This window comes from Natronoglycomyces albus (genome assembly GCF_016925535.1).
Classification (GTDB): Bacteria; Actinomycetota; Actinomycetes; order Mycobacteriales; family Micromonosporaceae; genus Natronoglycomyces; species Natronoglycomyces albus.
On the sequence record NZ_CP070496.1, the window covers coordinates 1,210,277 to 1,234,645 of the forward strand.

Here is a 24,369-nt window from a genome sequence, read left to right on the forward strand (position 1 = left end):
CACCGCCGGTGGTTTCGCGACACATCACCCAGCTTAGGAGCGTCGGTGCCGCAAATCCGGGAATCTTCTAGGCTGGTCTCATGAGCGCCCAGTCAAAGTCTTCGTCCTCCTCCTACACCCCCGCCAGCCCCGACCTGGCTAGCCTCGGAGAGCGGTTCGCCGCGCTATTGATCGACTGGGTGGCCTGCCTGGTCATCGTTCGGGCCGCCGGAGTCGCCGGGTGGCTTCCCGAAGAATGGGCCTACTTGTACACGCCGGGGCTACTGGTGGTCGTCTACACCGCCGCCCTCGGGTTCTCCACCCAGTCGCTAGGCATGTTCTTCCTGCGTATTCACTGCGTCAACGCTGATCACCTAGGCTCGATAGGCGTGCCACGCGCTCTGGTGCGGGTCCTTTTGATGCTGCTGGTCTTTCCTCTGGTTACCGCGTTTATCGACCCACATGGGCGTGGGCTGCATGATCGAGCGGCCAACTCCGTCATGGTCAAGGGAGCCAGCCGTGGCTGAATGGCATTGCTCAGCCGCGTGAGAGCCGGTTGATGAGAGCCTCGGCCGGAAGCGCGTAGGCTCCGTGCCGGGCCGAACCTTCGGCCACCTCGCGATCCGAGGAAATCACGACTACCGGCCGTCCGGAGGGCTCGGCGGCCGCCAAGGACCGCACGACCTCATCGGCGGTTTGCCCCTTCTTACTGAACAGAACCCGCACCCCGCGCGGAGGCGGTGGCAGCCCCACGACCGGGTCTGAGCCGTCCCAGACCACGGTCACCTCGGCCCCGGTCTGCGCGGCCACGCCGGAGAGGCCCTTGCTGAGCCGATTGCGCTGCTGCTCCAGCGAGATCTCCTTCCACGCTCGCATCGTCACGTTGTAGCCGTCGACAATGAGGTGAGCTTGGGGCAGCTCCAACAGTTGCAACAGGCGCCCAGGGTCGGACGGGTGGAGCCCACGGGAGGACTCCGCGAGTTTCTCCGGTTCCGCGCACCGAGTGTCGGCCACGTGGTCGGCGGGGCGCTCGACCACTGGCTCCATCGCCAATTCCCGGCGCAAACCAGCCGTGGTGCCCGACAATGTCTCCAGCAACAGCCACAGCCGTGAATCATGCAATTGTCGTGAGTCGCGCACGGCCTCTCTAGCGCGGTCGCGCTCGGTTTCAGCCTGAGCCAGTTGCTCGCGCAACTTCTTTGCCTCGGCGGCGTGTTTGCCGCTGAGCTGCTTGAGACGCCCCTTCTCCGCGGCCAAGTCATTGCGAGCCTTCGTCAAAGCCAGTTGGGCCTCTTCCAAGTGGCGACGCAACCGATGCTGGTCGGATCGCAGCGTGGCCAGCTCCTCTTGCATCCCCAGCACCTCTTCGCGCAACCGCTCGTTGTCCTTATAGGCCGCGTCGCGATCCCGCTCGGCCGCCGCCTGCGCGCTGTGGGCGTCCTTGACCTTCTGCTCGACCTCGGCCGATGCCTCAGAGGTGCGTAGAGACTCCGAAGCCGACTCGACCAAGTCCTGCCAGCCCTCCGGCTGCAGCAGATAGGCCAACGCAGCCACCTCATGCGGTTTGGCGATGGCGGGTATGTCTCCTTGGAGGACCTGGGCCACCAACGGCGCGTCGGAGGAACGCACCAGCTGGGCCACCTGCGAACGGAACGTCGGGTTCTGCGCTAGCTCCTCGCGCAGGATTCCCGCCGCGTGCTTGGCCCGCTTCTCAGCGGTGAACCGGACAAACCGCCGCAGCCGCTTGGGCATATCCGCGATCCGGATGCCGGGGAGCACAGCGGAGGCGACGTCGACCGCCTGCGTCCGGGCCGGTTCCGGCAGGAGCGCGAATCGCGCCGAACTGGAGTCGGTGCGGGTTTCGGCGTCACTGTCGGATTGGTCAGTCATAGCTCCAAGTGTGCCACCTCGCGCAGGTGCCTGTGACCGAGCCTGCGCAGGTCTGCCGTACCCTAGGGAGCCGTTCTCGACCGTCCCCGGCCCAAAGCTGGGCGCTACCGCCGTGAGGTATCCACACTGTGAGTCGGACTCTGTTGGTGACAAATGACTTCCCGCCGCGCCGAGGCGGCATACAGTCTTTCGTATACGGGTTGGCTCGACGATTCCCCGCCGACGACCTGGTGGTGTACTCCTCGACCGCCGAAGGCGCCGTGGAGTTTGATGCCGAACAGGACTTCACCGTCATCCGCGACAAGTCCTCAATGTTGCTGCCGACCGCCCGGGTGGGACGCCGGGCCGTTGAGATCGCCAACGAATACGGATGTACCCGATTGTGGTACGGAGCGGCCGCACCGCTGGGCCTCCTATCGCCGAGGATGCGGGCGGAAACCGCGATCGAGCGCATCGTCGGTCTCACTCACGGACATGAGGCGGGATGGGCGTCGCTGCCGGTGGCGCGGGGCCGACTACGCGCCATTGCCGACGGGGCCGATGTATTGACCTACCTGGGGGAATACACCCGATCTCGCATCGCCAAGGCGGTAGGGGAGCGTACCGATTTGCGGCAGCTGACCTTCGGCGTCGACACTGAACAGTTCCACCCCAGTGTGGATGCCTCCCCGGTGCGGCAACGCTGGGGCCTGCGGGGACGACCAGTGATCGTGTGCGTCTCCCGGCTCGTGCCGCGTAAGGGTCAAGACATACTCATCGAAGCCCTGCCGCGTATTCAAGCATCGGTCCCGAAGGCCGCGTTGCTGCTAGTGGGGCAGGGTCCCTACGAGTCGACTCTGCGTAAGCTGGCCGCCAAACACGGGGTGACCGACGACGTGGTCTTCGCCGGACTGGCTCCCGAGGATGAGCTGGCCGCCCACTATAGGGCCGGAGACGTCTTCGCGATGCCGTGCCGCACCCGCCGTGGCGGCCTCGACGTGGAAGGCCTGGGCGCGGTGTTTGCCGAAGCCGCGGGATGCGCTTTGCCGGTCGTCGTGGGCGATTCGGGCGGAGCTCCGGCGGCCGTTGACGATGGCCACACCGGATTCGTGGTCGACGGGCGCAGCCGCGACCAGGTCACCGACCGACTGGTGACGCTGTTGACCGACCGAGACCTCGCCGCTAAGTTTGGCCAGGCCGGACGGGAGTGGGTCGCCAAGGAATGGACGTGGGAACACCAGGCTCGACGGCTTTTCTCCATGCTCGGCATACCGCAATAGAACGACGAGGCTTATGCGAAAGGCACCTTCGGCGTTCTCGTGGGCTCGTCTAGGAGCCTAAACTTCGCCTCCCGCGCCCCAGATACTCGCACTTTCGCATAAGCCTCGAAGATGACCGGCGGGAGCTGGCCCGTCAACCAAGGGGCCCCACCGCGATGGTGAGACCCCTTGACAAGCCTGCGTGCAGTATTTGGCCCCGGCCAGACTGATATCTCGGTGCGTGCCGTATCGAGCCAGGCGGGCAGGCGAACCGCCGCCAAAGACCCTCAGGCGGACACGCTAGAACTTCGGTGAGTCCGGAGCCTCCAGCAGACCCAGCTTCAACGCCGTCATCAGCGCCTGCGCGCGGTTTCCCGCGCCCAACTTCTCGTACAACTTAGAAATGTGTGTCTTCGCGGTTGACTCCGACACATATAGCTGTTTGGCGATGCCCGCCACACTCATGCCGTCGGCCAGTAGCTTCAACACTTGCGACTCACGGGGCGACAACTGCGGGCCCGTGGGCGTCAGACGTCGCTTCATCGCCTCGGCCAAATCCGCGGCCGTGAACGCGTTCGGGGTCGCCGCGGCATGACGCGCCGCCGCCACCACGTCGTTGGACGGGGCACTCTTGGGCACAAACGCCGAGGCTCCCGCATCCAACGCGCCGAACAACTGGTCATCTCCGGCGTACATCGTCAACACCACGATGCCCATTTCCGGGTGGTTCTTGCGAATCTTGCGCGTGGCGTCCAGTCCCGAACCATCCGGAAGCCGCAGGTCCATGATCACCACGTTTGGTTGCAACGCCGAGGCCTTGCGCACTCCGTCAGTGGCAGTTCCCGCCTCGCCCACGACGTCGAATTCCGGGTCCCGATCAAAGGCGTGCCGCAATCCCTTACGGATCAGGTCATGGTCATCGACCAGCAGAATCGTAATGCGGTCATCCACTTCGGTAACGTCAGAACTCATTGCTTGGTCTCCTCATCTTTAGCCTCCGTGGCGCCAACGGGCCGTTGGGAAGCATGCAGGACAACTGCCACGGTCGTGCCGTGGGGCTTATGGGGACGAATCTCCAAAGAACCACGGATGCGTTCGGCGCGCTCGGACATGATGGCCAGTCCGTAGCGCCCCTCGGCTTGATCGCCGGAGAGTCCTTGGCCGTCATCCGTCACTTCCACTCGCGCATAGGGTGGGTCCACCTCGCAGGTCACCCATAGGTTCTGGGCTCGAGCGTGCTTGCGGGCATTTGTGATCGACTCCTGCGCGATGCGCAATAGCTCCGCCTCCACACTGGCGGGAAGGCGCGCCCCGCCCTCGTCTAGCGACAAATGCACCCGCAGGCCCGCCGACGAGGCGACCGTTCGGGCATAGTCGGCAATGGAAGCGGTCAAACCACCCTGCCGGTCTACATCTGATCGTAGCTCGAAAAGTGAGAAACGAAGCTCTGTCACCAGCCTCGTCACCTCTGCGCGCAAATCCTCTAGCTCCCCGCGGGCCTCAGTGGCCTCCTCGGGCACGACCGCTGTCGCATTGTCGATGCCGTAGCCCAACATAGCCAACTCTTGGGCGATACCGTCGTGGATTTCGCGGGCTAGGCGTTGGCGTTCCTCGGCGGTGGCCAGGGAACGCACTTCTTCGAACAGCAACGCGGTTTCCAGCCGCAGCGGCATGCCCTTGGTTCGGTCCTGGACTTCCTGCACCATCTCGGTGGTGAAGCTGTCTATGGCCTCGGACTCAACCGCCACCAAAGCCACGGTGCGTTGTTCGGCGACCAGAGGTACCACTAGTGAGGCCACCGGTCCGCCTGCCGACCGTGACAGCGGCAGTCTTCCCGTTTGCGGTTGTTGCCCCGCCCAAGCATCGGCTAGCAACGTGTTGAGCTGCGGGGAGGTTTCCCAGTCGACTCGCTCGGCGGCGTGCTGGGCCAGCACCACTAGTCGGCGTCCCGCCGAGGCTCCCAGTACCGCGATGCGTTGGGTGCCGGCCACTTCGGCCACGGAGTTGACGATGTCGGTGGCGATGCCGCCTGGATCGAGGGTGCCGCCGGGCAGTTGTCGCGCCACGGCCCGCAGTTGGGTGAGCAACGCGGCGGCTTCCACGTAAGGATGGTTGGGGGACACCTCGTCGGCATAGCTTTGACTGCGGCGAACCCACCAGGCGGCGATGGCCGCGACTAGGGCGATGGTGACGGCCTGGGATACGGCGGTGAAATACGTTTCGTAGTGAATCGCCGGTAGCGTCGAACCGACGATGATCAGGCCGGTGACGGCTCCACTGGTCAAGAATGCCGGCTCCCAGACAAAGAGACGGTCGAGCAGGCGCCGCTCACCGACGTAGTCGGCCGCGTAGTACGCCGAGTGAGCTAGCGGCACCAAGAGATAGGGAAGCAGCCAGGCGGGGACTCCTCCGGTGGAGAGGGTGCCGAGGATGACCACGGACGTTTCCACGAGGCGTCCGGCCGGGCCCAACACGCGATGGGTGGGCGAGACGACGGCCGGAAGTGAGGCCAGGAGCAGGATCGAACACCAGATGGTGGCCTGCAACGGACCGACGGTGGCCCAGCCGACGGTCGCGACTAGCGCGAACAGAAGGGTACGCAGAGCGAAGGCGGGTAGCCTCCAGTGCCCTTTGAGCACTGGTTCATCGGCCATCCCGCCTCCGCTTCTGACCTAGGCCTTCTTACGAGCGTAGATCGAGTCGATTTCCTTGCTGTATTTTTCCACGACTACATCACGTTTGACCTTCATGGAAGGCGTGATGTCGCCATTGGCTTCCGTCAGTGGCGCGGGCAGAACGGCGAATTGCTTGATCTGCTCGGCCTTGGAGACGGTCTCGTTGGCGCTATCGACCACCTTAGAGAGTTCTTCCAGCAGTTGGGAATCCTCCACCAGATCAGTCCATGGCGTGTCGGCCGGGCGCTCGTTGCGCTTCAGCCATGCCTCGACTGCTTCGGGGTCGAGGCTGATGAGCGCGCCGATGAAGGGGCGCTTGTCGCCGACGACCAGGGTGTTGGCCACCAGCGGGCTGGCGTCGATGATCTTCTCCAGTGGGGCCGGAGCGACGTTTTTACCGCCGGAGGTGACGATGATCTCCTTCTTGCGACCGGTGATCGTCAGGTATCCGTCGTCGTCGATGGCGGCGATGTCTCCAGTGGTGAACCAGCCGTCGGAGTCGATGACTTTGGCGGTGGCCTCGTCGTTGTTCCAGTATCCAGGGAACACCTGCGGCCCACGCACTTGAAGTTCGCCGTCGTCGGTGACTCGCACGTCAGTGCCCGGGATCGGCTTGCCAATGCTGCCGATCTTGAGCGCCTTCTGTGTGTTGACCGAGACCACCGGCGAGGTTTCGGTCAGCCCGTAACCCTCGTAGATGTTCACACCGATGCCACGGAAGAAGTGACCCAGCGTTGGGCCCAGCGGGGCACCTCCGGAAATGGCGCCTTCGCACTTGCCGCCAATGGCAGCCCGTAGCTTGGCGTAAAGGAGCTTGTCGAAGACCTTTGCCTTGACCTTTTGCATCAGGCTGGGGCCACCGGGCGTGTCCAGGGCTTTGGAATAGTCGATCGCGGCCTGAGCGGCCTTGTCGAAGATGCCTTCCTTACCCTTGTCCGCCGCCGTTTGCCGGGCGTTGTTGTAGACCTTCTCGAATACGCGGGGCATCGCCAGCAAGAAGGTGGGCTGGAAGACCGGCATGGTCTCTTTGAGTTTTTCGCGATTGCCCAGGTGGCCGACCTTGACTCGCTGCGAGACGGCGCCGACCTGAACCATGCGGGCGAGCACGTGAGCCAAGGGCAGGAACAGCAACATCGTGGACTTGTCGTGCAGTAGGTTGTCCAACTGGATCAGGCCGTTGCGAACGTTCGACACCAGGTTGGCGTGGGTGAGCATGCAGCCCTTCGGGCGACCGGTGGTGCCCGAGGTGTAGATGATGGTGGCCAGGTCGTCGGCACCGCGGGACGTACGGCGCTGTTCGATATCGACGTCGGCGTCTTTGCCCAGTTCGGCAATGGTCTCCCATGCGCCCTGGTCAATGACCCACTTGTTCTTCAGCTCAGGCAGGTTCTTCTTGACCGAGTCGACCGCCTTGGAGTGCTCGGCGTTTTCGACGATCACGGCCACGGCGCCTGAGTCGGACAGGATCCACTCGGCCTGGTTGGCGCTGGAGGACTCGTAGATGGGAACGGTGACGCCTCCGGCTGCCCAGATCGCGTAGTCGAAGAGCACCCATTCGTAGCGGGTCATGGATTGGAGTCCGACCCGGTCACCCGGTTCCACTCCGGAGGCCACGAGCCCCTTCGCGACTGAAATGACTTGGTCGCGGAATTCGGTAAAGGTGACGTCGGTCCAAGTTTGACCGTCGTCTTCGGTGCGGGCAAAGACATGTGAGTTCGGATAGTTGTCCGCGTTTTCCCACAATGCCGACAATGTGTTTTCATCGTCGGCCACAGTGGCGGCTGAGGGAACTGAAAACTCGCGCACGGCAGACTCCATTGATAAGCCGTCATTAAAAGACGGTTAAGACTTTCGGCAAGATGTATGTCGACACGCTACCGGTGTGCCAAATCACTTGGCAAGTTGACCCAGGTCTCATCATGGCATCACTTGGTGGGCGTTCGCTTACGCTCAGTCATGATTCCTTCCGGTTTCGTCCCACGAGTCGGTCGGAATATAGTCTTCTTCTGTGACTTCTTCTTCGAGCCAATCAATAGTCATCAACGCCGACGCACAGCGGGTGTTGGACGTGATCTGCGATTTTGCCGCCTACGATCAATGGGTGGAGGCGGTCAAAAATGTCGAGGTCATCGAAACCGATGAATCGGGGCGGGCGGTGTTGGTCGGCTTCGTGCTCGACGCCGGAGTCTTCAAGGACTCCTATCGTCTCCGCTACGACCACGGGGAGCCCCTGCGGGTCTCGTGGGTGCTCGATGAGCCGTCGAATGTGCAAAAACACCAGGTCGGATCGTACGATCTGGAAGACCAGGGCAATGGCGCCTGCCAAGTGACGTACACCTTGTCAGTGGACTTGAGCATCCCGATGCTGGGTATGTTCAAGCGCAAGGCCGAGAAAATGATCATGGATACGGCCTTGAGAGAGCTTAAGAAACGCGCGGAGGAACGGCAGTGAGCCTGACGGTCGGGATTGACATCGGCGGCACCAAAGTGGGAGGAAGCGTCGTAGACGAGGACGGTGCCATTGTGGCCTCCGCTCGCCGCGACACTCCTAGCGGAGACGGGCCGGGCCTGACCCGCGCCGCCATCGAGGTAATCCAGGAATTGCGCTCGAATCACCAGGTAGAGGCTATTGGCGTTGGTTCGGCGGGCTATATTTCCTCCGATCGTTCGACCGTGGAGATGTCGCCCAACTTGCCCTGGAATAAGGAGCCGCTGCGCGACAATCTGCGCCGGGTCGTCGACGACCTGCCCATCGTGGTGGAGAACGACGCGAACGTGGCGCTGTGGGGCGAATATCGGTTTGGTGCGGCGCGGCAGGGTTCCTCAGCGGTGCTGTTCACCGTCGGTACCGGAATTGGCGGCGGCATCGTGCTCGGGGGTGAGCTGGTGCGTGGCAGCCACGGATTTGCGGGCGAGATGGGCCATTCGCGCGCGGTCATGGATGGCCGCCCTTGCCCGTGCGGAAGTTTTGGCTGCCTGGAGCAATATGCTTCGGGCAATGCCTTGACGCGCTCGGCACGCGAAGGAGCGGCCGCCACCCCGCACAAGGCCCCAACCTTGCTGAAGCTCGCTGGTGGCGACGCCGAAGCGATCACCGGGTACCAGGTCACAGAGGCGGCACTGGAGGGTGACGAAGTGGCGCTGGAGGCCTTTGGCTTTATCGGCCGTTACCTCGGTATGGCCTGCGCCGACATGGTGCAACTGCTTGACCCCGACCACGTGATCATCGCCGGTGGTGTGATCGCCGCTGGCGACCTCTTGATGGGGCCCATCCAAGAGAACTATGAGCGCGAGCTCGCCGATCGCAAAGCGTTGCCATCGGCGACTATTTTGCCCGCTGAGCTGGGAACCGACGCCGGGGTCATCGGTGCGGCCGACCTGGCCCGCCGCTGAGGGAGGCCACGGGTGAGCATCGGGGCCGCAGCCTTCGGCGACGGCCCCGATGCTGCGGCCCTGAGGCCCTGAGGAGGCGCGCGCGTTAATTCATGATGAACCCGGGCTGGAACAAGTTAACTCTTCGGTAACAATTGCCGATTACCCTCGGTGTGTGCCGCATTTATGTACTTGTGTCCAGTTGCGTGAGCTGGGGGGCAGGGTTCGCTGGAGTGCCGCGGCCATTGCAAGACTCCGCAACACGTCGGTGGAAATAGCCTCAACTGGGGGGTGGAAATAGTTCCATTGGGTCGCCTTGGGAATGCGTCAATAATAGAAGTGTCGCGATTGTCGAAACGATTCCACATGACTCCTATTATTCCTCTACTGTGGATGCGGAAATGACATCCTAGGAAAAGTGCGCCCCCAACGCCATACGCAAAGGCGATCCTGACTGTGGCGCCAATGGGCCCGATTTGCCGCGTGGTCGAGGGGCACTGTCAGTTTTGAGACACTAGCGCGTGCCAGCGGGGGTGTTGAGACTACGCGGCTCGTGGCGTATTCTCCAGGGGGAATTAGAACTTTCCTCCAAAAGGAGTTGTCGATGTCATACAGTGCCTCGCGTGAACCCACCTCAAGCGCGGCCCCCAGCACCGACGCCTGGATCGAGCGCGACGCCGCCGCCGTGTGGCACCCATTCACACAGCACTCCACCTGGGTGGCTGACGAACCGACCCTGGTAGCCAGCGCGGAAGGCCCTTGGCTGATCGACCTGGACGGAAACCGCTACCTCGATGGTGTCTCCTCCCTGTGGGTCACCACGGTTGGCCACTGCCACCCCGACATCAACGCCGCGGTGAAGGAACAGCTCGACACGCTCGACCACTCCACATTCCTGGGCACGACCCACCGGCCGGGCATCGAGCTAGCCGAGGCCCTCATCGACATCGCTCCCCAAGGCGAGGGGCCGCAGCTGACGAAGGTCTTCTACGCGGGCGATGGCTCCTCCGCCATGGAAGTGGCGCTGAAGATGTCCTACCAATACTCGACCCAAACCGGCCACTCTCGGCCCAAGTTCGTCCGCCTCACCAGCGCCTACCATGGCGATACCCTCGGCGCGGTCTCGGCCGGAGGCATCGACTTGTTCCATCAGACGTATCGGCCGCTGCTGTTGCAGACCATCGCCGCGCCCTCACCAGGCGAGCGACATGAGGGTATCGACCAGGACGATCACGTGGCCGCCTGCACCGAAGAGCTGGGGCGCATCATGGCCGAGCACGGCAGTGAGGTGTGCGCGATCGTGCTAGAGCCGCTCATGCAAGGTGCGGCTGGAATGCTGAATTATCCAGCCTCCTACTTGCAAGCCGCGCGCCGCCTGGCGACCGAACACGGCGCGCTCCTGGTGTGCGACGAGGTCGCCACTGGAATCGGACGCACCGGTCGCATGTGGTCGGTCGAACACGCCGGAATCGTGCCAGATCTGCTCGCCTGTGGCAAGGGCATCACGGGAGGTTATCTTCCTCTGTCGGCCGTTCTCGCCGCACAACACGTGTGGGAGGGATTCCTCGCCGATGGCTCGACGACGCCCCGCACCTTCTTCCACGGCCACACCTACACCGCCAATCCATTGTGCTGCGCCGCCGCGCTGGCAAACCTGAGGATCATGCGAGAACAAGACGTGGTCGGTCAAGCGGCGGCGCTCGGGGAGCGGCTTGGAGAACTACTGGCGCCGCTGAGGGACCATCCCGGGGTCAAGGAGATCCGACGGCACGGCACGATGATCGGCGTCGAGGTGGTCGACCGGGGCCCTCGCACCGGCTTTGAAGTCTGCCAGGCCGTGCGAGGCCATGGAGTCTGGCTGCGTCCCCTGGGCAACACCGTCATCGTCATGCCTCCGCTGAACTTGGGTGAGGACGAGACTGAGCTCTTGGCCGGAGCCCTGATCAAGGGCATCGACGAGGTCCTGACATGAAGGCGCTCAAGCGACTCGCTCGCCGGGCTGAGCTGCGTGAGCGTGCCGGGCTCAACCGTGAGCTTTCCGATCGCGACACCGATGATGAGCTGATCGACCTGGCTAGCAACGACTATCTTGGCCTCAGCCGTCACCCTCGGGTGGTGGCCGCGGCACGGGAGGCGCTTGCGACATGGGGGCTTGGCGCGGGTGGGTCGAGGGCGGTGCGGGGCACCACGACCGAACATTCGCTTTTGGAAAGAGACCTCGCCGATCAGTTGCGCACCCACAGCGCCCTGGTCTATTCGTCGGGGTATCTGGCCAACCTCGGCCTTATCGGGGCGCTGGCACAAGGACGCACCCGCATCCTGCTTGATGCCCACTCTCACGCCTCCTTGCACGATGCCGCTCGCCGGTCGACCGGTCTCAGCCAGACCTGGAAACACAACGACCTGTCCGATCTGCGCGCCAAGCTCGATCAGCACAGTGGGCCGACGTTGGTCGTGTGTGAGTCGGTCTATTCGGTCTGTGGGGACGCGGCCCCTCTGTCCGGTCTACACGCGCTGGTTGTCCGGCATCCGGATGCGCTGCTCATTGTCGATGAGGCTCATGCGCTTGGTGTGACGGGCCCTTCTGGCGCCGGGGAGGTGGTCGGCGCGAATCTGGCCGGTTCAGACCGCATCATCGTCACGGCCACCCTGTCGAAGGCACTCGGAGCGGCCGGGGGAGTGGTCGCGGGGCCCGAGGTCCTGCGCCGCCACCTTCAAGACACCTCCCGGCCCTTCATCTATGACACGGCACTGCCGCCCTCGGTCGCCGCAGGTGCCCGTGAAGGGCTCAGGATCGCCAGGGAGTCCGACCTGTTGCGCGCCGAACTTGCGACTAGGGCAGCCACCGCGGCCCGCGAACTTGGGGTGGTCACACCGGCGGCGGGGGTACTTTCGATCCCGGCCGCCGACGCCTACGCGGCCACCCATTGGGCCACCGCTTGCCGCCAGCGGGGGGTCGCCGTCGGATGCTTCCGGCCCCCCTCCACACCCGACCCACGTTCTCGCTTGCGCGTCACCATCAATAGCTCCGTGTCTAAAAGCAAGTTCCGATCCGCCCTCAACGTGATCAAGGAGACTAGGCCATGTTTAACGGACCCGTCATCATCACCGGCACTGACACTGGTGTCGGCAAGACCATCGCCACGGCGGCCCTAGCGGTGGCTCTTGCCAACCAGGGACACACTGTTGAGGCCGTGAAACTCGCCCAAACGGGAGACGACGACGATGCCGGTACCGTGGCTCGCCTGTCCGGCGTCGCCACGAAGTGTCTGGCGCACTACCCCGACCCGCTGGCCCCTTCGGTGGCGGCACGCCGTTGTGGGCAACCGGGCATGACCTTCGATGATGCCTACGCGCAGGTGCGGGCCAGTGAAGCGGACGTGACTCTCATCGAGGGAGCCGGGGGCCTCTTGGTTCCCCTGGGTCAGGATGACTGGACTGTGGCTGATCTGGCGCAGCAGCTGGCAGCGCCAGTGGTGGTCGTCGCTAGAGCGGGTTTGGGGACCATCAATCACACCGCGCTCACCCTGGCGGAACTTGACCGCCGCTCTCTTGAGTCGTTCGTCGTGATCGGCTCGTGGCCTAACCGGCCCGGAATCGCCGAATATGAGAATCTGCATGATTTGCCGGGCCGCCGTATCGGCTGCATTCCGGAGAAAGCCGGGCGTCTGGCGCCAGCGGCGTTTCAACGTGCCGCCGAAGCATGGTTGGGGCAATTGGCGCTGGCGCGAGCCGCGTAACTCCCCGCATGAAGACTCCGTGACCCTTCCTGTCTAGGGGCGCGGGTAGGTGGCGCGGCTGTCGCACCTAGCTCGACGGCCGCGCATGAGGTGTGCCCGTGAGGTCGAAGACCGCCGGTGCCTTGTTGTTGGACCCGGCGGTAATTCATGAAGATATATCCCGTTTGGGTTCCCGCATTCCACGCTCGCTCATCGCATGTGCTCACTCCCATGCGACCCAGGAGCCCCTCCAGTCGCAGGGTGATTCCTCCCTTTCTATGCCTTTTTGTCGCATAAGTCGATTGCTCGCTTCTGGCTAATTCTCTGTGGATAAGGGCGTAAAATTAACTTCCAAAACATGGGATGTCTTGCTTATTTGCCTTCGTTTATGTGTCTGGGTGCTCGTAATTTGCAGGTTTCGCGCACGAATGCACAGTGCGTAGTCGACTATGTCACAAAGAGGTTCACGAGCGGGTTACTCAGTGGTTAACCTCCGGAAGCAACAGACGTTCGCGTCTTATGAGCTGGCAACAAGTTCACAGGGCCCACTCGGGTCAGCGCACCAAAACCAGAGGACGAGGCCATGACCACATACGTTTACGACTTCGCCAGCGGCGACGCCGGGATGAGAGATTTGCTAGGAGGCAAAGGCGCCAACCTAGCCGAAATGACTCGGCTGGGCCTGCCCGTGCCCCCTGGCTTCACCATCACCACCGAGGCATGCCGCCACTACCTGCAAAGCGGAGGACTCCCGCCCGAGCTAACAGATGAGGTCCACGAACACCTCAAGGCCGTCGAGTCCGCCATGGGGCGTCGGCTCGGAGACAAAGACGATCCACTGCTTGTCTCGGTCCGCTCCGGGGCGAAGTTCTCCATGCCCGGCATGATGGACACCGTCCTCAACATCGGACTCAACGACGAATCGGTCGTCGGTCTGGCTCGCCAATCAGGCGACGACCGATTCGCCGCCGACACCTACCGGCGTCTCATCCAAATGTTCGCCAAGACCGTGCAGGGGCTCGACCCACAGCCCTTTGACGCGGCCATCGACGCGATCAAAGCAGAGGCTGGTGCCGCGACCGAAAGCCAGCTCTCCACCGAACACATGTGGAAGCTGGTCGACCGTTTCAAGGACCTAGTACTCACCGGCACCGGGAAACCATTCCCGCAACAGCCATCCGAACAACTGTGGCAGGCCACCGAAGCGGTGTTCCGCTCCTGGAACTCCGAACGGGCCGAACTGTACCGTCGCCGCGAAGGCATCGCCAGCGACCTGGGAACCGCCGTCAACATCGTGGCCATGGTCTTTGGCAACCTCGGAGAGGACTCCGGCACCGGTGTCGCCTTCACTCGCGACCCCGCCACCGGAGCCCAAGGCATCTACGGGGATTACCTCACCGGAGCCCAAGGCGAGGACGTCGTCGCTGGTACCCACAACACCGTCGCGCTCACCGAGCTCGAAAAGATCGACAAGGCCTCCTACGACAAACTTCTGGCGATTATGGAGACCCTGGAAAACCACTACCGCGACGTATGCGACATCGAGTTCACCATCGAGCGGGGCACCCTGTGGATGCTGCAAACACGCGTGGGCAAACGCACCGCAGCGGCCGCATTCACGATCGCCTCCGACCTGGTCGACGACGGCCTGATCTCCCTGGACGAAGCCGTGGGCCGCGTCAGCGGCGAACAGCTCTCGCAGTTGATGTTCCCGACCTTTGACGGCGAGAACCTCCCCGCGCCGCTGGTTCGCGGCATCCCGGCCTCACCCGGCGCGGCGGTGGGCACGGCCGTCTTCAGCGCCGAGCGGGCCATCGAGAAAGCTCAAGCTGGCCAGGACGTGATCCTCATCCGCCGCGAGACCAACCCCGACGACCTCGGCGGAATGATCGCCGCCGCAGGCATTCTCACCGCGCGGGGCGGCAAAACCTCACACGCGGCCGTCGTCGCCCGAGGCATGGGCAAGACATGCGTGTGTGGAGTCGAGGCGCTCCAAGTACTCGCCGACCACGCCATCACCGCGGACGGACACACCATTCGCGAAGGTGACGAAATCTCCATCGATGGCTCCACCGGCGCGGTATGGGCCGGGCGCATCGACGTATGCCCCTCCCCAGTGGCGCGTTACTTCACCAAAGAGCTTCCCGCCGACGCCGACCGTCTCATCAGGGCTGTCGACCGGCTCATGCGCCACGCGGACGCTTCATCGCGCCTCCACGTATGGGCCAACGCCGACACCGGAGCCGACGCCGAGCGAGCCCGCGAATTCGGAGCAGTTGGAATTGGCCTGTGCCGAACCGAACACATGTTCCTAGGGGAGCGCCGCCAACTGGTCGAACGACTCGTACTGGCCAACGAAGAGGGGCAAAAGGCCGTACTGGATCAACTGCTCGAACTACAGCGGGGCGACTTCACCGAAATCCTGCGGGCGATGGACGGCCTTCCCGTGGTCATCCGCCTCCTCGACCCACCGCTGCACGAATTCTTGCCCTCCATCATCGACCTGTCCATCGCCCAGGCCACCGAACCGACCACCGAGAACGAAAAACTGCTAACGGCGGTCAAGCGCCTACACGAACACAACCCGATGCTCGGCCTACGCGGCGTGCGACTGGGGCTGGTCATCAAGGGGCTCTACGAGATGCAAGTCAGCGCCATCGCGCAAGCGGCGCTGGCCCTCAAACAAGAAGGGTTGGACCCGCGCCCCGAGATCATGATTCCGCTAGTGGCCGACGTGACCGAGCTACACCTATCGGCCACCTCGGCCCGCGCCATTCTCAACGAACATGGCGTATTGGCACCTGTGGGAACCATGATCGAAGTTCCACGCGCCGCCCTCACCGCTGGCGACATCGCCACCGAAGCCGACTTCTTCTCCTTTGGCACCAATGACCTCACCCAGATGACATGGGGTTTCTCCCGCGACGATGTCGAAGGCTCGTTCTTCGGCAAGTACCAGGAGCTCGGCGTCTTCGACACGTCGCCCTTCGCCACTCTCGACACATCCGGAGTCGGCCAACTGGTGTCACAAGCGGTCAAGGCGGGACGAGCGGCACAGCCTGAACTGCACCTGGGGGTGTGTGGAGAGCACGGTGGAGACCCCGAATCGATTCAGTTCTTCCACGCGGCCGGGCTGGACTACGTGTCTTGCTCACCCTTCCGCGTCCCGGTAGCCCGTCTGGCCGCAGGACAAGCGGCGTTGGCCGACAAGGGCGGAGAAAAGTCAGACTCCCGTTAGGGGCAAGGCACATCATGGTCAGTATCGCCTGAACATTGACGCCGCGAGGTTGATGAGGCTGATGCAAAGGGAGTCTTCGGCGATTTTCGTCGGTCCGTTGGTCGGCCTCAACTTCGCCTCCTGCGGCCTTGAGCCTGTGCTTTTGCATAGGCCTCGATGATGTTGTTACGCAACCGGCTGGGGCGCGTTGGTCGAGTGCGACATTGTCGCCCTCAATTGGCGCGCCCCTGCCGGTTTCGTTTATTGCGCTAATGTGGACTATTGGATGGCGCATTGGCAACTAATTCGAGCGCAGGTGAGTTTTCCCAAGCGCCACCAGAAGCCCCGAGGCTTATGCAAACGTGCACATTCAAGGCCGCAGGAGGCGAAGTTTACGCAGGTAAACGAGCCGACGAGAACGCTGAAAGTGCCTTTTGCATAGGCCTCCCCGCTAGCACGACGCTCCACCGCAGTAGGAAAAGAAATCTGTTGGGATCGTATGGGAATGAAGCTTCGCTATGCCCATCAGTGAGACGGAATGCGAAATTCAATGACTTTGTCGTCGGCGACGGTCACGTATGCCTCCGAGGTTCCATTGAACCGATTGCTACGCCAGTCGAACCATAGGTGAGTCACGTCGTCGGTGGTCGTTGCCTTGGTGACATTCATGGAGGCGTTCATGCCAATAGCATCGGTGTCCGCCCAGCTACGCACGCCATCGTGCCCGTTCAGTACTCGCCCCCAATCGTCCACTCGTCCGTCGGTGGAAAACGCGGCGACAAATGCCTCAGTGTCTCCCTCGTTGATGGCATTGACGACAGCCTGGACTGGCTTGGGAAGTGCGACGTCATTCATGGAAATCCTCTCAGGTCGCATCGGCGTGGCCCTGATTTTATCCGTATATCGCCCGCTGAGAGGAATTTTCCCGCGAACGGACAACAGCTGGAGTGGCCGATTAATTCGCCAGTAAACCCACGCCGAGGTCGATCCGTTCTCGGGCTGAAATTGGGTTGGCCAATACCCATATGGGACCCGAGGGGCGATGGCGGGTAAAGCCGGTTTGCTTGCGCAAAAGGAGATTTCGGCATTTTCGACGGCTCGTTTCGCTGCGTAAACTTCGCCTCCTGCGTCCCTGGAAGCGCACTTTTGCAAAATGCTTCCGAATGGGGTCCCCAAAGCTGATTGTTGCTTGGTACGACAGGGGAGCAGCATATTGGTAGATCCGTCATCGGAGTGTAAAAGCTCAGAACTCTCCCAGGTGCCCACTTCACAGCTGAGGCGACGGGCCGGTATTCACGTGCGCCCTCTTTCGCACCAGCATCGGGCCTGGCATCCGAAACGAGAGGTTATCCGGGCTGCTCGGAGCCTGCACCAATTCACATTCGCGCAGTACAGGCACGGCCTGGGCGATCACGACCTCAGACTCCAGGCGTGTCAACTGGCTGCCCAGACACCGGTGAGCACCCGCCCCAAAGGCCAAGTGCTTACGTGAACCCCGTTGACCCGCGACAAATTCCTCCGGCTTGTCCACAATGGCCGGGTCGCGTCCGGCCGCGGCCAGCCACACCAAGACCGACTCTCCCGCGTTGATGGCAAAACCTTCCAGCTGCGTATCCACCCGCGCAACCCGCCGCCAAGACACTATGGAGGGGAACAGTCGCAACCCCTCTTCGACGATGGCCCCCGCCTGGGTCGGTTCGACCTCGGTGAGCAGATCTCGGTCGGTCAACAGACGATGCAGCAAGAGGGTGAGAAACTGTGCCGTGGTCTCCTGCCCGGCCACCAGCAGGAAGAACAGTGCCGCAGTCGCGGTGTCCTCCGAATGTTGATCGCGTACCCGCCCCATCGTTCCCGTGGAGGTACGAATGTGTTCCCGCAGTCGTGCGTGGTAGGGCCCAACCACGGAAGCCAGCTGCAACTGGCGCTCCTCGTCGGGCCGACCCCAGAACATCTCCAACGCCGCCCGGGAGAACTGTTTGACCTCCGCCGTCGCATCGGAGGGCACACCTAGCAACCGGCCCAAAGCCAGCAGAGGGATCTCGGCTGACACATGCGCGTCGAGGTCGACCACCTCGCCAGCGTCGAGTCGTGATCGCACCGAAACGAGCTGTTGACGCACCAAATCCGTCAACCAAGGGCGTAGTGAGTTGACCTTGCCGGGGTGAAACGCCTCGCCGACCAGCTCTCGCAAGTGCGGGTGGCTGTCGGTGGCGTTGTTGGCCATAGTGGGCGGGAGGCGAAACCGGTGTCGTGCCAGCGCGCGCATGGTCGCCGGGGTCAATGAGGTGATCGCGTCCAAAGCGTTCCCCGCGCTGAACCGGGTCGCGTCGGTTAGTACGGTCTTGGCCAGCCGGTGCGAGGTGACCACGACCTGGCCATCGCGCCGGAATACCGACTCGGCCGGGCGCGGGTGATCCCACAGCTGAAACAACATGCCAAAACTCTATGAGGTCAGCTCTGAAATGCCGCATACACCTGGTGGCTTGGTGACCTTGTGAACGAAACCTTGACCGGGCGGTGCGAACGGACCGCTTTTGTGGCCCCCGGCGTGCTTTTAAGGCGTGACCTCGCCCATGTAGGTGAACATCGCTCGCGGTACCCTGCGATGACACGAGTCCCCCGGTAAATCAAAGGAGCACCCGGTGAGGCCAACCAGTCCGGATGCCTACGATCGCGGTGAAGCCGTCTGTGTCATCGGCGCGGGAGCCTCTGGGCTCCTCGCCATCAAGAACCTGCGGGAATACGGCTTCGAGGTCGACTGCTATGAACGGGACACTGTCATCGGTGGCCTGTGGAACCCGTCCAATCAACACAGCCCCCTATATACCAACACGCACTTGGTGACGTCGCGGATACAAACGGAGATCCCCGATTTCCCCATGCCCGACGACTGGCCCGATTACCCCTCTGCCGCGCAAACGCTGGCGTATCTCAAACGCTACGCAAGCCATTTCGACCTGGAGAAACACATCTGGTTCGGCTCTGAGATCGAGCAGATCACTCCCGTGGACGGTTCCCGGTTCGAGGTCAGCATCAAGGCGGCCTCCGGCTCGGCCAGCCGCCGTCTGCGTTACGGGGCGGTCATTATCGCCACTGGCCACCACTGGGACCCGAACATTCCCTCCTATCCGGGTCTGGAGCGATACACCGGACGGACGTTGCATTCCTCGGCTCTCAAGAGCGCAGCGCCCATTCGTGGCAAGAAAGTACTCGTCGTCGGGGGCGGAAACTCCGGAACCGACCTTGCTTGCGAGGCGGCTCTCAATGCCACGCAATGTTGGCACTCCACGCGCCGGGGTTACTGGCATGTTCCCAAGTACCACGATGGACAGCCCTTCGACCGCTCGTTGCGTCGCATCAACTCCCTGCCGCAGCCCCTGCGTAGATTCGTGACGAAATTGCACGTGGAGCGGGCTACATCTACGGCCCGCCGTCTGCGTGAGAGCGAACCCGACCACGCTTGGGGCGATGAGGAGCCGGTGCGCAATGGCCGCTACTTCGAGCACCTGGGTGAAGGGTCAATTGAGGCAAAGCCGGAGATCACCCGTTTCGAAGGCAGCCAGGTTGCCTTCAGTGACGGGTCGATCGTCAAACCGGACTTGGTCATCTTCGCGACCGGTTTTCAATGGGGCATCGACTGTGTCGACGGTCGTCTCCTCGGACTCGATGCCGCTTTGGGCCGTCCGCAGCTAAACGCGCACATGTTCTCCCCCCTTTCGGAGACCTTGGCGGTGGCGGGGCTGGTCGAACCCGGTATCGGCGTCTTCCCGGTCGTTCATTGGCAGACTCACGCGATCGCGCGCTGGTTGCAGGTGCGTTCGGGCGACCCCGCCCGGGCGACCGCGTTTCGCGAACAGGTCGTCGCCGAAACCAAGAAGACCACTCCGCCGGTATCGGAGGGGCTCTCGCCGCGCCACCGCTTGGCGGTCTCCTCGGAGGAATATTTGCCCAGCTTGGCCCGCATCATTCGTACCCTGGAAGCAGACGAGTAGTTCAGCATGTTCGACAAAAAGACCCCAGTGGCCCTCGACGCTTGGTTGAAACGCACGCGCGGCAATGAGATCACGCCGGTGCGTCGTGAAGTGGTGGCTGTGCGGCCCGAAGATCTGCTTGATATCGACGCGACGACTAACCCCGACACACCTCCGGTTCTGTGCCTCACCGGTGAGAGCGAGGGGGCGTCCCTCTTCGCAAACGGCTGGTTGCCGCGCATTGCCGCTGCTGGCAGCATGGCCCGGTCCGTCAGTCTGCGCGGGCAGGGGCAAACCGTCGATGCCGACGGGGGAGAGGAAGGCCGCGTGCACGACCTCGTGCAAGAGGTCGTGTTGATGCCACGCCAATCGGTGCTTATCGGTCATGGCACCGCGGCCGCGACGGTCGTCGCCGCCGCCACCCGCTACCCTGCCTCCGCCGTGGTGCTCATAGACCCGGTCCGGACTAAGCCGCAGTCGCTGCCGCTGGTTGGCCAACCCCCGGTGTTGATCGTCGCCGCGGGCAGTGAAGTCGCCGCGACTCCGAAGCGGCTGCAAAAGCTGACTGCCTCGTTCAATGTCGATCCGCTATTGTTCCCCGGTCAGGAGAACCTGATTTCTGGCCCCGGTTGGGAGTCCGTCCTCGACGCAATCCTTTCGTGGCTAAAGCAGGTCGAGTCGAACAGTTGACTTATGCGTGCGGTCCCGTTACATTAAAGTCTATTCACAGTCTGAGCCGATCCCCACCTTTTAGATGGGTTATAGACATGAATCGAATGGCTCTTAGTCTGTTCCGTGCGATGGTTATCGGCGCGTGGGTCGTTGTATTCGGAATGGTCGCTTTTACTCCGGCCGCAGCGGTGGCAGGTCCAACTAGCAATCCGAGTTCCGATGTATGGGACGAATTCACTGAACAGTCAGTACTCACGCTCGATAACACCAATGATGTCAGTGCACAAAACACGAGTCCGGCGGGTTGCCAAGGAAAGACCAACAACCCTCATCGATCAAGCCACGTTCGCCAGACAATCAATGTAACAGCTGAGACGAGGTGCAGCGTTAGCGTCTCTACAGTTGCGGTCAGCACGGACCTTCAACGCTCCCGTTGGTACGGATGGCAGACCCGCGGCAGCGGCTCGAACACCCGCAACGGAACTTCATTGTCCACGACTAATGCGGCGTCACCGAACTGTGCAGGTGACCGGCATGACTGGCGCGGTGTCAGCGCTCATCGAAGTGTCGAGTCGAGCGGGACATACCACGCCAGAACGACCAATAGGCAGAACAACATAACCTGTTAGCCTTGGGAGGCAAGAGTGTCGCGGGTGACATGGCCGATTAAGAAGATGGTGATGGTGCCCGTGGCACTACTCATGTGCTGGGCTGCTACGGGGTGTGCTGATGAGTACTCAGATCTCCCCGAAGAAGTTCATCTAGTTGAGGTTGCTGGCTTTCCTTACGAGATTCCTAATGCCACCATACATGTTGGTTCCTCTAACGCGGAGGGATCTCTTGTCTATAGCTATTGGCTTAGTGAGGGGGAATGGGGGGAGTGGGAGAGCCAAGGAATACCTCAAGATACCGAATCTATCCGCACTAAGGATGCGAAAAATACTCTCATAAATATCGATACGCCGTTCGCTCCCATTCAGATTGAAGTCATTCAATATTCCGAGATCGGCGCCGATGGCTTTCCCTCTGGCTTGCTCGGGCGCGGTGACTGCCTTGATCAAGACTACGAAGTATGTTCGTATCACCTTGAAGGGGATGCTGTTCGGATTCCATTGCACATTTATAGCGACACAACTGTAGTCATTATCAATCCGGCTTGGCCAGTTCCACATGAGTACCTTGTAGACCAAGAGGCCCAGTGGCCCGAAGTCACAGCGTCGTGGGTTTTTCTGACAGAGGGGACATAGCTGATGGACGAAGTCCATGACCTGTTCGCGCGCATGATGAGAAGGACGCTGGAAGGGCAGTGGGTCCTGGCCCGCTATGAGCACCGGGTGCGGCGCTCTTATCTGCGGACTGTGGTCGCGCCCAGTATGGGCTCCGCTGCCGCCGCGCTGGAGCATCCCGCCCGATCGGCAGTACCGGATCAGAATGGGCCTGAGTACGACTACTATCGCGAAGAGCTCCAGACGGCCGCCGATGGCCGATGGTGCCTGCGGCGCGGAAGTGATTCCTCCCAGACTCGCCACGCCTTCGACGGCCGCACCTTGGTGAGCGTGATGGATGACGGCTCTGTACTACGCAGTGATGCCCCAGCACCGGCAGGGCCCGGCGTCGACCCCGACTGGAATTGTGCCCCCGCGACCTCATGGACCTCCCAAGCGGGGATGGACTTCCGGTTGATGCTCGAACCGGCACTAGTGCCGGGAATCGCCCAGCCGTTGGCAGCACCGACCGAGGGTGATGTCGCAGGCACGGTCGTGTTTCCGGTGCGTGTGCGCAATGTCGATCTTTTCAACTGCTCGCTGCTGAGCCCGTGGGCACAATCGTGGGAACTGTCGGTGGAGGCCGACACCGCGCTGGTGGTGCGTGCGACCGCGTTCGACGAGGCGAACCAAGTTGTGGTCGAACACGTGATCACCCACTATGAGACGGGCCCAGATGTGGTACAGGAGCGTGACTTCGCCGCAGGCTAGTTCCTTACACGACCGCTCCATCATCGGGCCGCTCGTCCTCTTCGGGGTCCTCCCGTAGGCGGCTGATCAAGAGCGCCGCGCCGGTGACGAAGACGACAAAACCGATGAGCCGCCCACCGTTGGTGCCAAAGGGCATCCAGTCGGGGCGCACGAACACCAAGATTCCCGTGAGAACGCAGAGGAATCCAGCGACGCCGGGCAAACTTGGCCAGGGCAAAGGCGGCGGCGGAGGTGGGATGTACTCCTCGGCCTCATCGTCGTCCTCGGGCAGTTCGGCGTCCCACTTCTCCAACAGCGTCGGCTCGTTGCGTGGGTCCGGCGGTGCCTGCGGGGGAGGGCCGCCGGTGGCGTAGGAGATCTCCTCTGGTGGCGGGTCGAGATCGGCAACCAACTCATCGAAGCGGCGCTGCCAGTCATCTGGGTCCTCCGCGGAGCCAGAGGGGAGCTCGCGGTTCGCCTCGTCCTCGTTTGAATCGGGCAGGTCGCCCCCGTGAGATTCCGCCGATGCCTCAAAACTGTCGTCGACAGGTTCATGGCCCGCGCCGCTTTCGGGCGCTGGGGCGGGCGTGGTGTCGCCGTCGAACGGTGCGTCGGCGTCGTCTGGCTGCTCACGCTGGTGGTGCTCATCGGGGTCGGACTCCTCGCCGAAGGAGTGCGCCCCACCCTGTCCCGGGCCTGTGTCGTTGCGTTCGGTCACGCCGCTCCCTGCGTTTTCTTCGCCAACTGCCTTTCCATAAACTCCACGCTGCCGGTGAACAGCTTCTCGGCGTCGTAGTCCAGCGGTGCGACGTGGAAGCTGCGCGGCAGCAGAGTCCGCGATTTATCCTTCGAGCTGATCCCCGCGAGAATGATCGCGCTGTTGCGCGGATGCACCACGTTGTCCACTGCGGAATAGAAGACACGGGTGGGCACCGTTACCTCCGGCAACGCCTTCCGTGTGATCTTCCATAGCTGCTGCAACGAGTACACCGCGCGCAGTGGTGTGTAGTCGTAGGAGGTCTCCTTGCGGTCTGTAGGCATCGCAATGTCGCTACCGATACCTTTGGTCGCCTTGATGAGAAACCGGGCCAGCGGAACCACGCGAGAATAGCGTTGGCTGGGATAGATCGCCGCGTTGCACAGCACCATGCCCGCTAGCTCGTCGCCACGCAGCTGCGCCAGCCGCAGCGTCAGTGTTCCACCCATCGAATGGCCAAACGCAAAGACGGGCTTGCCGTATTCCTTGGCTCGATCCACAGTCTCGTCTAGACAGCTGTACCAGTCCTGCCACGTGGTCGTGGCCAGTTCCTCCCAAGTGGTTCCGTGCCCGGGTAGGCGTGGCCCAAGGACGTTGAACCCGGCCTGATGGAGAAACTCACCCCAGGGACGTAGCGTTGCGGGGGAGCCGGTGAATCCGTGGCACAGAACTACTGTGGCGTGGGCGCTGGGACCCGCCTCAAAGGTGTAGGCGTCGACTTCCGGGGACACAGGCACTTCGTAGCCTCCTGGCAGTATCGAGGCTTATGCAAAAGGCTACTTCTGCGTTCTTATTGGCTCGTTTACCGGCGTAAACGTTGCCTCTTGCTGCCTTGAGCGTGCACATTCGCATAAGTTTCATTGTCATTTGGCGCGCACGAGGCGGTGTCAGTTTCGCTACCGAGGTGCGCGCGTCACTTTTCAG

At 62.5% G+C, this 24,369-nt stretch carries 20 protein-coding genes; 12 read left to right on the forward strand and 8 right to left on the reverse strand.

Going from position 1 to position 24,369, the window contains the following annotated elements:
- The first annotated feature begins 80 nt into the window (after nucleotides 1–80).
- Nucleotides 81–506 (forward strand): RDD family protein, encoded by a 426-nt coding sequence (locus tag JQS30_RS05140; RefSeq protein WP_213172303.1) that lies wholly within the window; start codon nucleotides 81–83, stop codon nucleotides 504–506.
- A 10-nt stretch (nucleotides 507–516) separates the two neighbouring features.
- Here the strand turns inward: JQS30_RS05140 and JQS30_RS05145 are convergent, their stop codons facing one another.
- Nucleotides 517–1,869, reverse strand: a complete 1,353-nt coding sequence (locus JQS30_RS05145; RefSeq protein ID WP_213172304.1) for an NYN domain-containing protein — start codon at nucleotides 1,867–1,869, stop codon at nucleotides 517–519.
- A gap of 128 nt (nucleotides 1,870–1,997) precedes the next feature.
- Here JQS30_RS05145 and JQS30_RS05150 point away from each other — a divergent pair, with 128 nt between their 5' ends.
- The gene (locus JQS30_RS05150; RefSeq protein ID WP_213172305.1) at nucleotides 1,998–3,128 is read left to right on the forward strand and encodes a glycosyltransferase family 4 protein; all 1,131 of its coding nucleotides are present in this window, start codon (nucleotides 1,998–2,000) and stop codon (nucleotides 3,126–3,128) included.
- Nucleotides 3,129–3,407: 279 nt separating this feature from the next.
- Here JQS30_RS05150 and JQS30_RS05155 read toward each other — a convergent pair whose 3' ends face one another.
- Genes JQS30_RS05155 through JQS30_RS05165 form a run of 3 tightly spaced genes read right to left on the reverse strand, consistent with a single transcriptional unit; the run spans nucleotide 3,408 to nucleotide 7,588 of the window.
- Nucleotides 3,408–4,079 (reverse strand): response regulator transcription factor, encoded by a 672-nt coding sequence (locus JQS30_RS05155; protein ID WP_213172306.1) that lies wholly within the window; start codon nucleotides 4,077–4,079, stop codon nucleotides 3,408–3,410.
- Nucleotides 4,076–5,761: a sensor histidine kinase gene (locus JQS30_RS05160; protein WP_213172307.1), complete on the reverse strand. Its 1,686-nt coding sequence runs from the start codon at nucleotides 5,759–5,761 to the stop codon at nucleotides 4,076–4,078. The genes JQS30_RS05155 and JQS30_RS05160 overlap by 4 nt, the downstream gene beginning before the upstream one ends.
- An 18-nt stretch (nucleotides 5,762–5,779) precedes the next feature.
- On the reverse strand, nucleotides 5,780–7,588 hold the full coding sequence (locus tag JQS30_RS05165; protein WP_213172308.1) for an AMP-dependent synthetase/ligase: 1,809 nt from the start codon (nucleotides 7,586–7,588) through the stop codon (nucleotides 5,780–5,782).
- A 202-nt stretch (nucleotides 7,589–7,790) separates the two neighbouring features.
- Between JQS30_RS05165 and JQS30_RS05170 the strand changes: the two genes are divergently transcribed.
- The 6 genes from JQS30_RS05170 (at nucleotide 7,791) to ppdK (ending at nucleotide 16,111) form a co-directional block, all read left to right on the forward strand.
- Entirely contained in the window at nucleotides 7,791–8,234 is a 444-nt protein-coding gene (locus JQS30_RS05170; RefSeq protein WP_213172309.1) for an SRPBCC family protein, read from the forward strand.
- Nucleotides 8,231–9,175 (forward strand): ROK family glucokinase, encoded by a 945-nt coding sequence (locus JQS30_RS05175; RefSeq protein ID WP_213172310.1) that lies wholly within the window; start codon nucleotides 8,231–8,233, stop codon nucleotides 9,173–9,175. The genes JQS30_RS05170 and JQS30_RS05175 overlap by 4 nt, the downstream gene beginning before the upstream one ends.
- 583 nt (nucleotides 9,176–9,758) lie before the next feature.
- On the forward strand, nucleotides 9,759–11,126 hold the full coding sequence (gene bioA, locus JQS30_RS05180; RefSeq protein ID WP_213172311.1) for an adenosylmethionine--8-amino-7-oxononanoate transaminase: 1,368 nt from the start codon (nucleotides 9,759–9,761) through the stop codon (nucleotides 11,124–11,126).
- The gene (locus JQS30_RS05185) at nucleotides 11,123–12,310 is read left to right on the forward strand and encodes an 8-amino-7-oxononanoate synthase (protein WP_213172312.1); all 1,188 of its coding nucleotides are present in this window, start codon (nucleotides 11,123–11,125) and stop codon (nucleotides 12,308–12,310) included. The genes bioA and JQS30_RS05185 overlap by 4 nt, the downstream gene beginning before the upstream one ends.
- Entirely contained in the window at nucleotides 12,238–12,894 is a 657-nt protein-coding gene (gene bioD, locus JQS30_RS05190; protein WP_213172313.1) for a dethiobiotin synthase, read from the forward strand. The genes JQS30_RS05185 and bioD overlap by 73 nt, the downstream gene beginning before the upstream one ends.
- 562 nt (nucleotides 12,895–13,456) lie before the next feature.
- The gene (gene ppdK / locus JQS30_RS05195; RefSeq protein ID WP_213172314.1) at nucleotides 13,457–16,111 is read left to right on the forward strand and encodes a pyruvate, phosphate dikinase; all 2,655 of its coding nucleotides are present in this window, start codon (nucleotides 13,457–13,459) and stop codon (nucleotides 16,109–16,111) included.
- A 504-nt stretch (nucleotides 16,112–16,615) separates the two neighbouring features.
- Here the strand turns inward: ppdK and JQS30_RS05200 are convergent.
- Both JQS30_RS05200 and JQS30_RS05205 read right to left on the reverse strand, forming a co-directional pair.
- Nucleotides 16,616–16,945 carry a hypothetical protein gene (locus JQS30_RS05200; protein ID WP_213172315.1) on the reverse strand — a complete coding sequence of 110 codons (330 nt, stop codon included), beginning with the start codon at nucleotides 16,943–16,945 and terminating at the stop codon, nucleotides 16,616–16,618.
- Between the two features lie 412 nt (nucleotides 16,946–17,357).
- Complete coding sequence (locus tag JQS30_RS05205; RefSeq protein WP_213172316.1) at nucleotides 17,358–18,524, reverse strand: cytochrome P450; 1,167 nt, start codon at nucleotides 18,522–18,524, stop codon at nucleotides 17,358–17,360.
- Nucleotides 18,525–18,732: 208 nt separating this feature from the next.
- Here JQS30_RS05205 and JQS30_RS05210 point away from each other — a divergent pair, with 208 nt between their 5' ends.
- From JQS30_RS05210 to JQS30_RS05225, 4 genes are all read left to right on the forward strand, one after another.
- Nucleotides 18,733–20,082: a flavin-containing monooxygenase gene (locus JQS30_RS05210; protein ID WP_213172317.1), complete on the forward strand. Its 1,350-nt coding sequence runs from the start codon at nucleotides 18,733–18,735 to the stop codon at nucleotides 20,080–20,082.
- 6 nt (nucleotides 20,083–20,088) lie between these two features.
- The gene (locus JQS30_RS05215) at nucleotides 20,089–20,751 is read left to right on the forward strand and encodes an alpha/beta fold hydrolase (protein ID WP_213172318.1); all 663 of its coding nucleotides are present in this window, start codon (nucleotides 20,089–20,091) and stop codon (nucleotides 20,749–20,751) included.
- Nucleotides 20,752–21,386: 635 nt separating this feature from the next.
- Nucleotides 21,387–21,980 carry a hypothetical protein gene (locus JQS30_RS05220; protein WP_213172319.1) on the forward strand — a complete coding sequence of 198 codons (594 nt, stop codon included), beginning with the start codon at nucleotides 21,387–21,389 and terminating at the stop codon, nucleotides 21,978–21,980.
- A gap of 3 nt (nucleotides 21,981–21,983) precedes the next feature.
- A complete protein-coding gene (locus JQS30_RS05225; protein WP_213172320.1) occupies nucleotides 21,984–22,709 on the forward strand; it encodes a hypothetical protein in 726 nt (241 codons plus the stop codon).
- Nucleotides 22,710–22,713: 4 nt separating this feature from the next.
- On the opposite strand, the gene JQS30_RS05230 is transcribed toward JQS30_RS05225, so the two are convergent.
- Together JQS30_RS05230 and JQS30_RS05235 are read right to left on the reverse strand one after the other, a co-directional pair.
- Complete coding sequence (locus tag JQS30_RS05230) at nucleotides 22,714–23,406, reverse strand: ICP22 family protein (protein ID WP_213172321.1); 693 nt, start codon at nucleotides 23,404–23,406, stop codon at nucleotides 22,714–22,716.
- Complete coding sequence (locus JQS30_RS05235; protein ID WP_213172322.1) at nucleotides 23,403–24,182, reverse strand: alpha/beta hydrolase; 780 nt, start codon at nucleotides 24,180–24,182, stop codon at nucleotides 23,403–23,405. The genes JQS30_RS05230 and JQS30_RS05235 overlap by 4 nt, the downstream gene beginning before the upstream one ends.
- Between the last annotated feature and the right edge of the window lie 187 nt (nucleotides 24,183–24,369).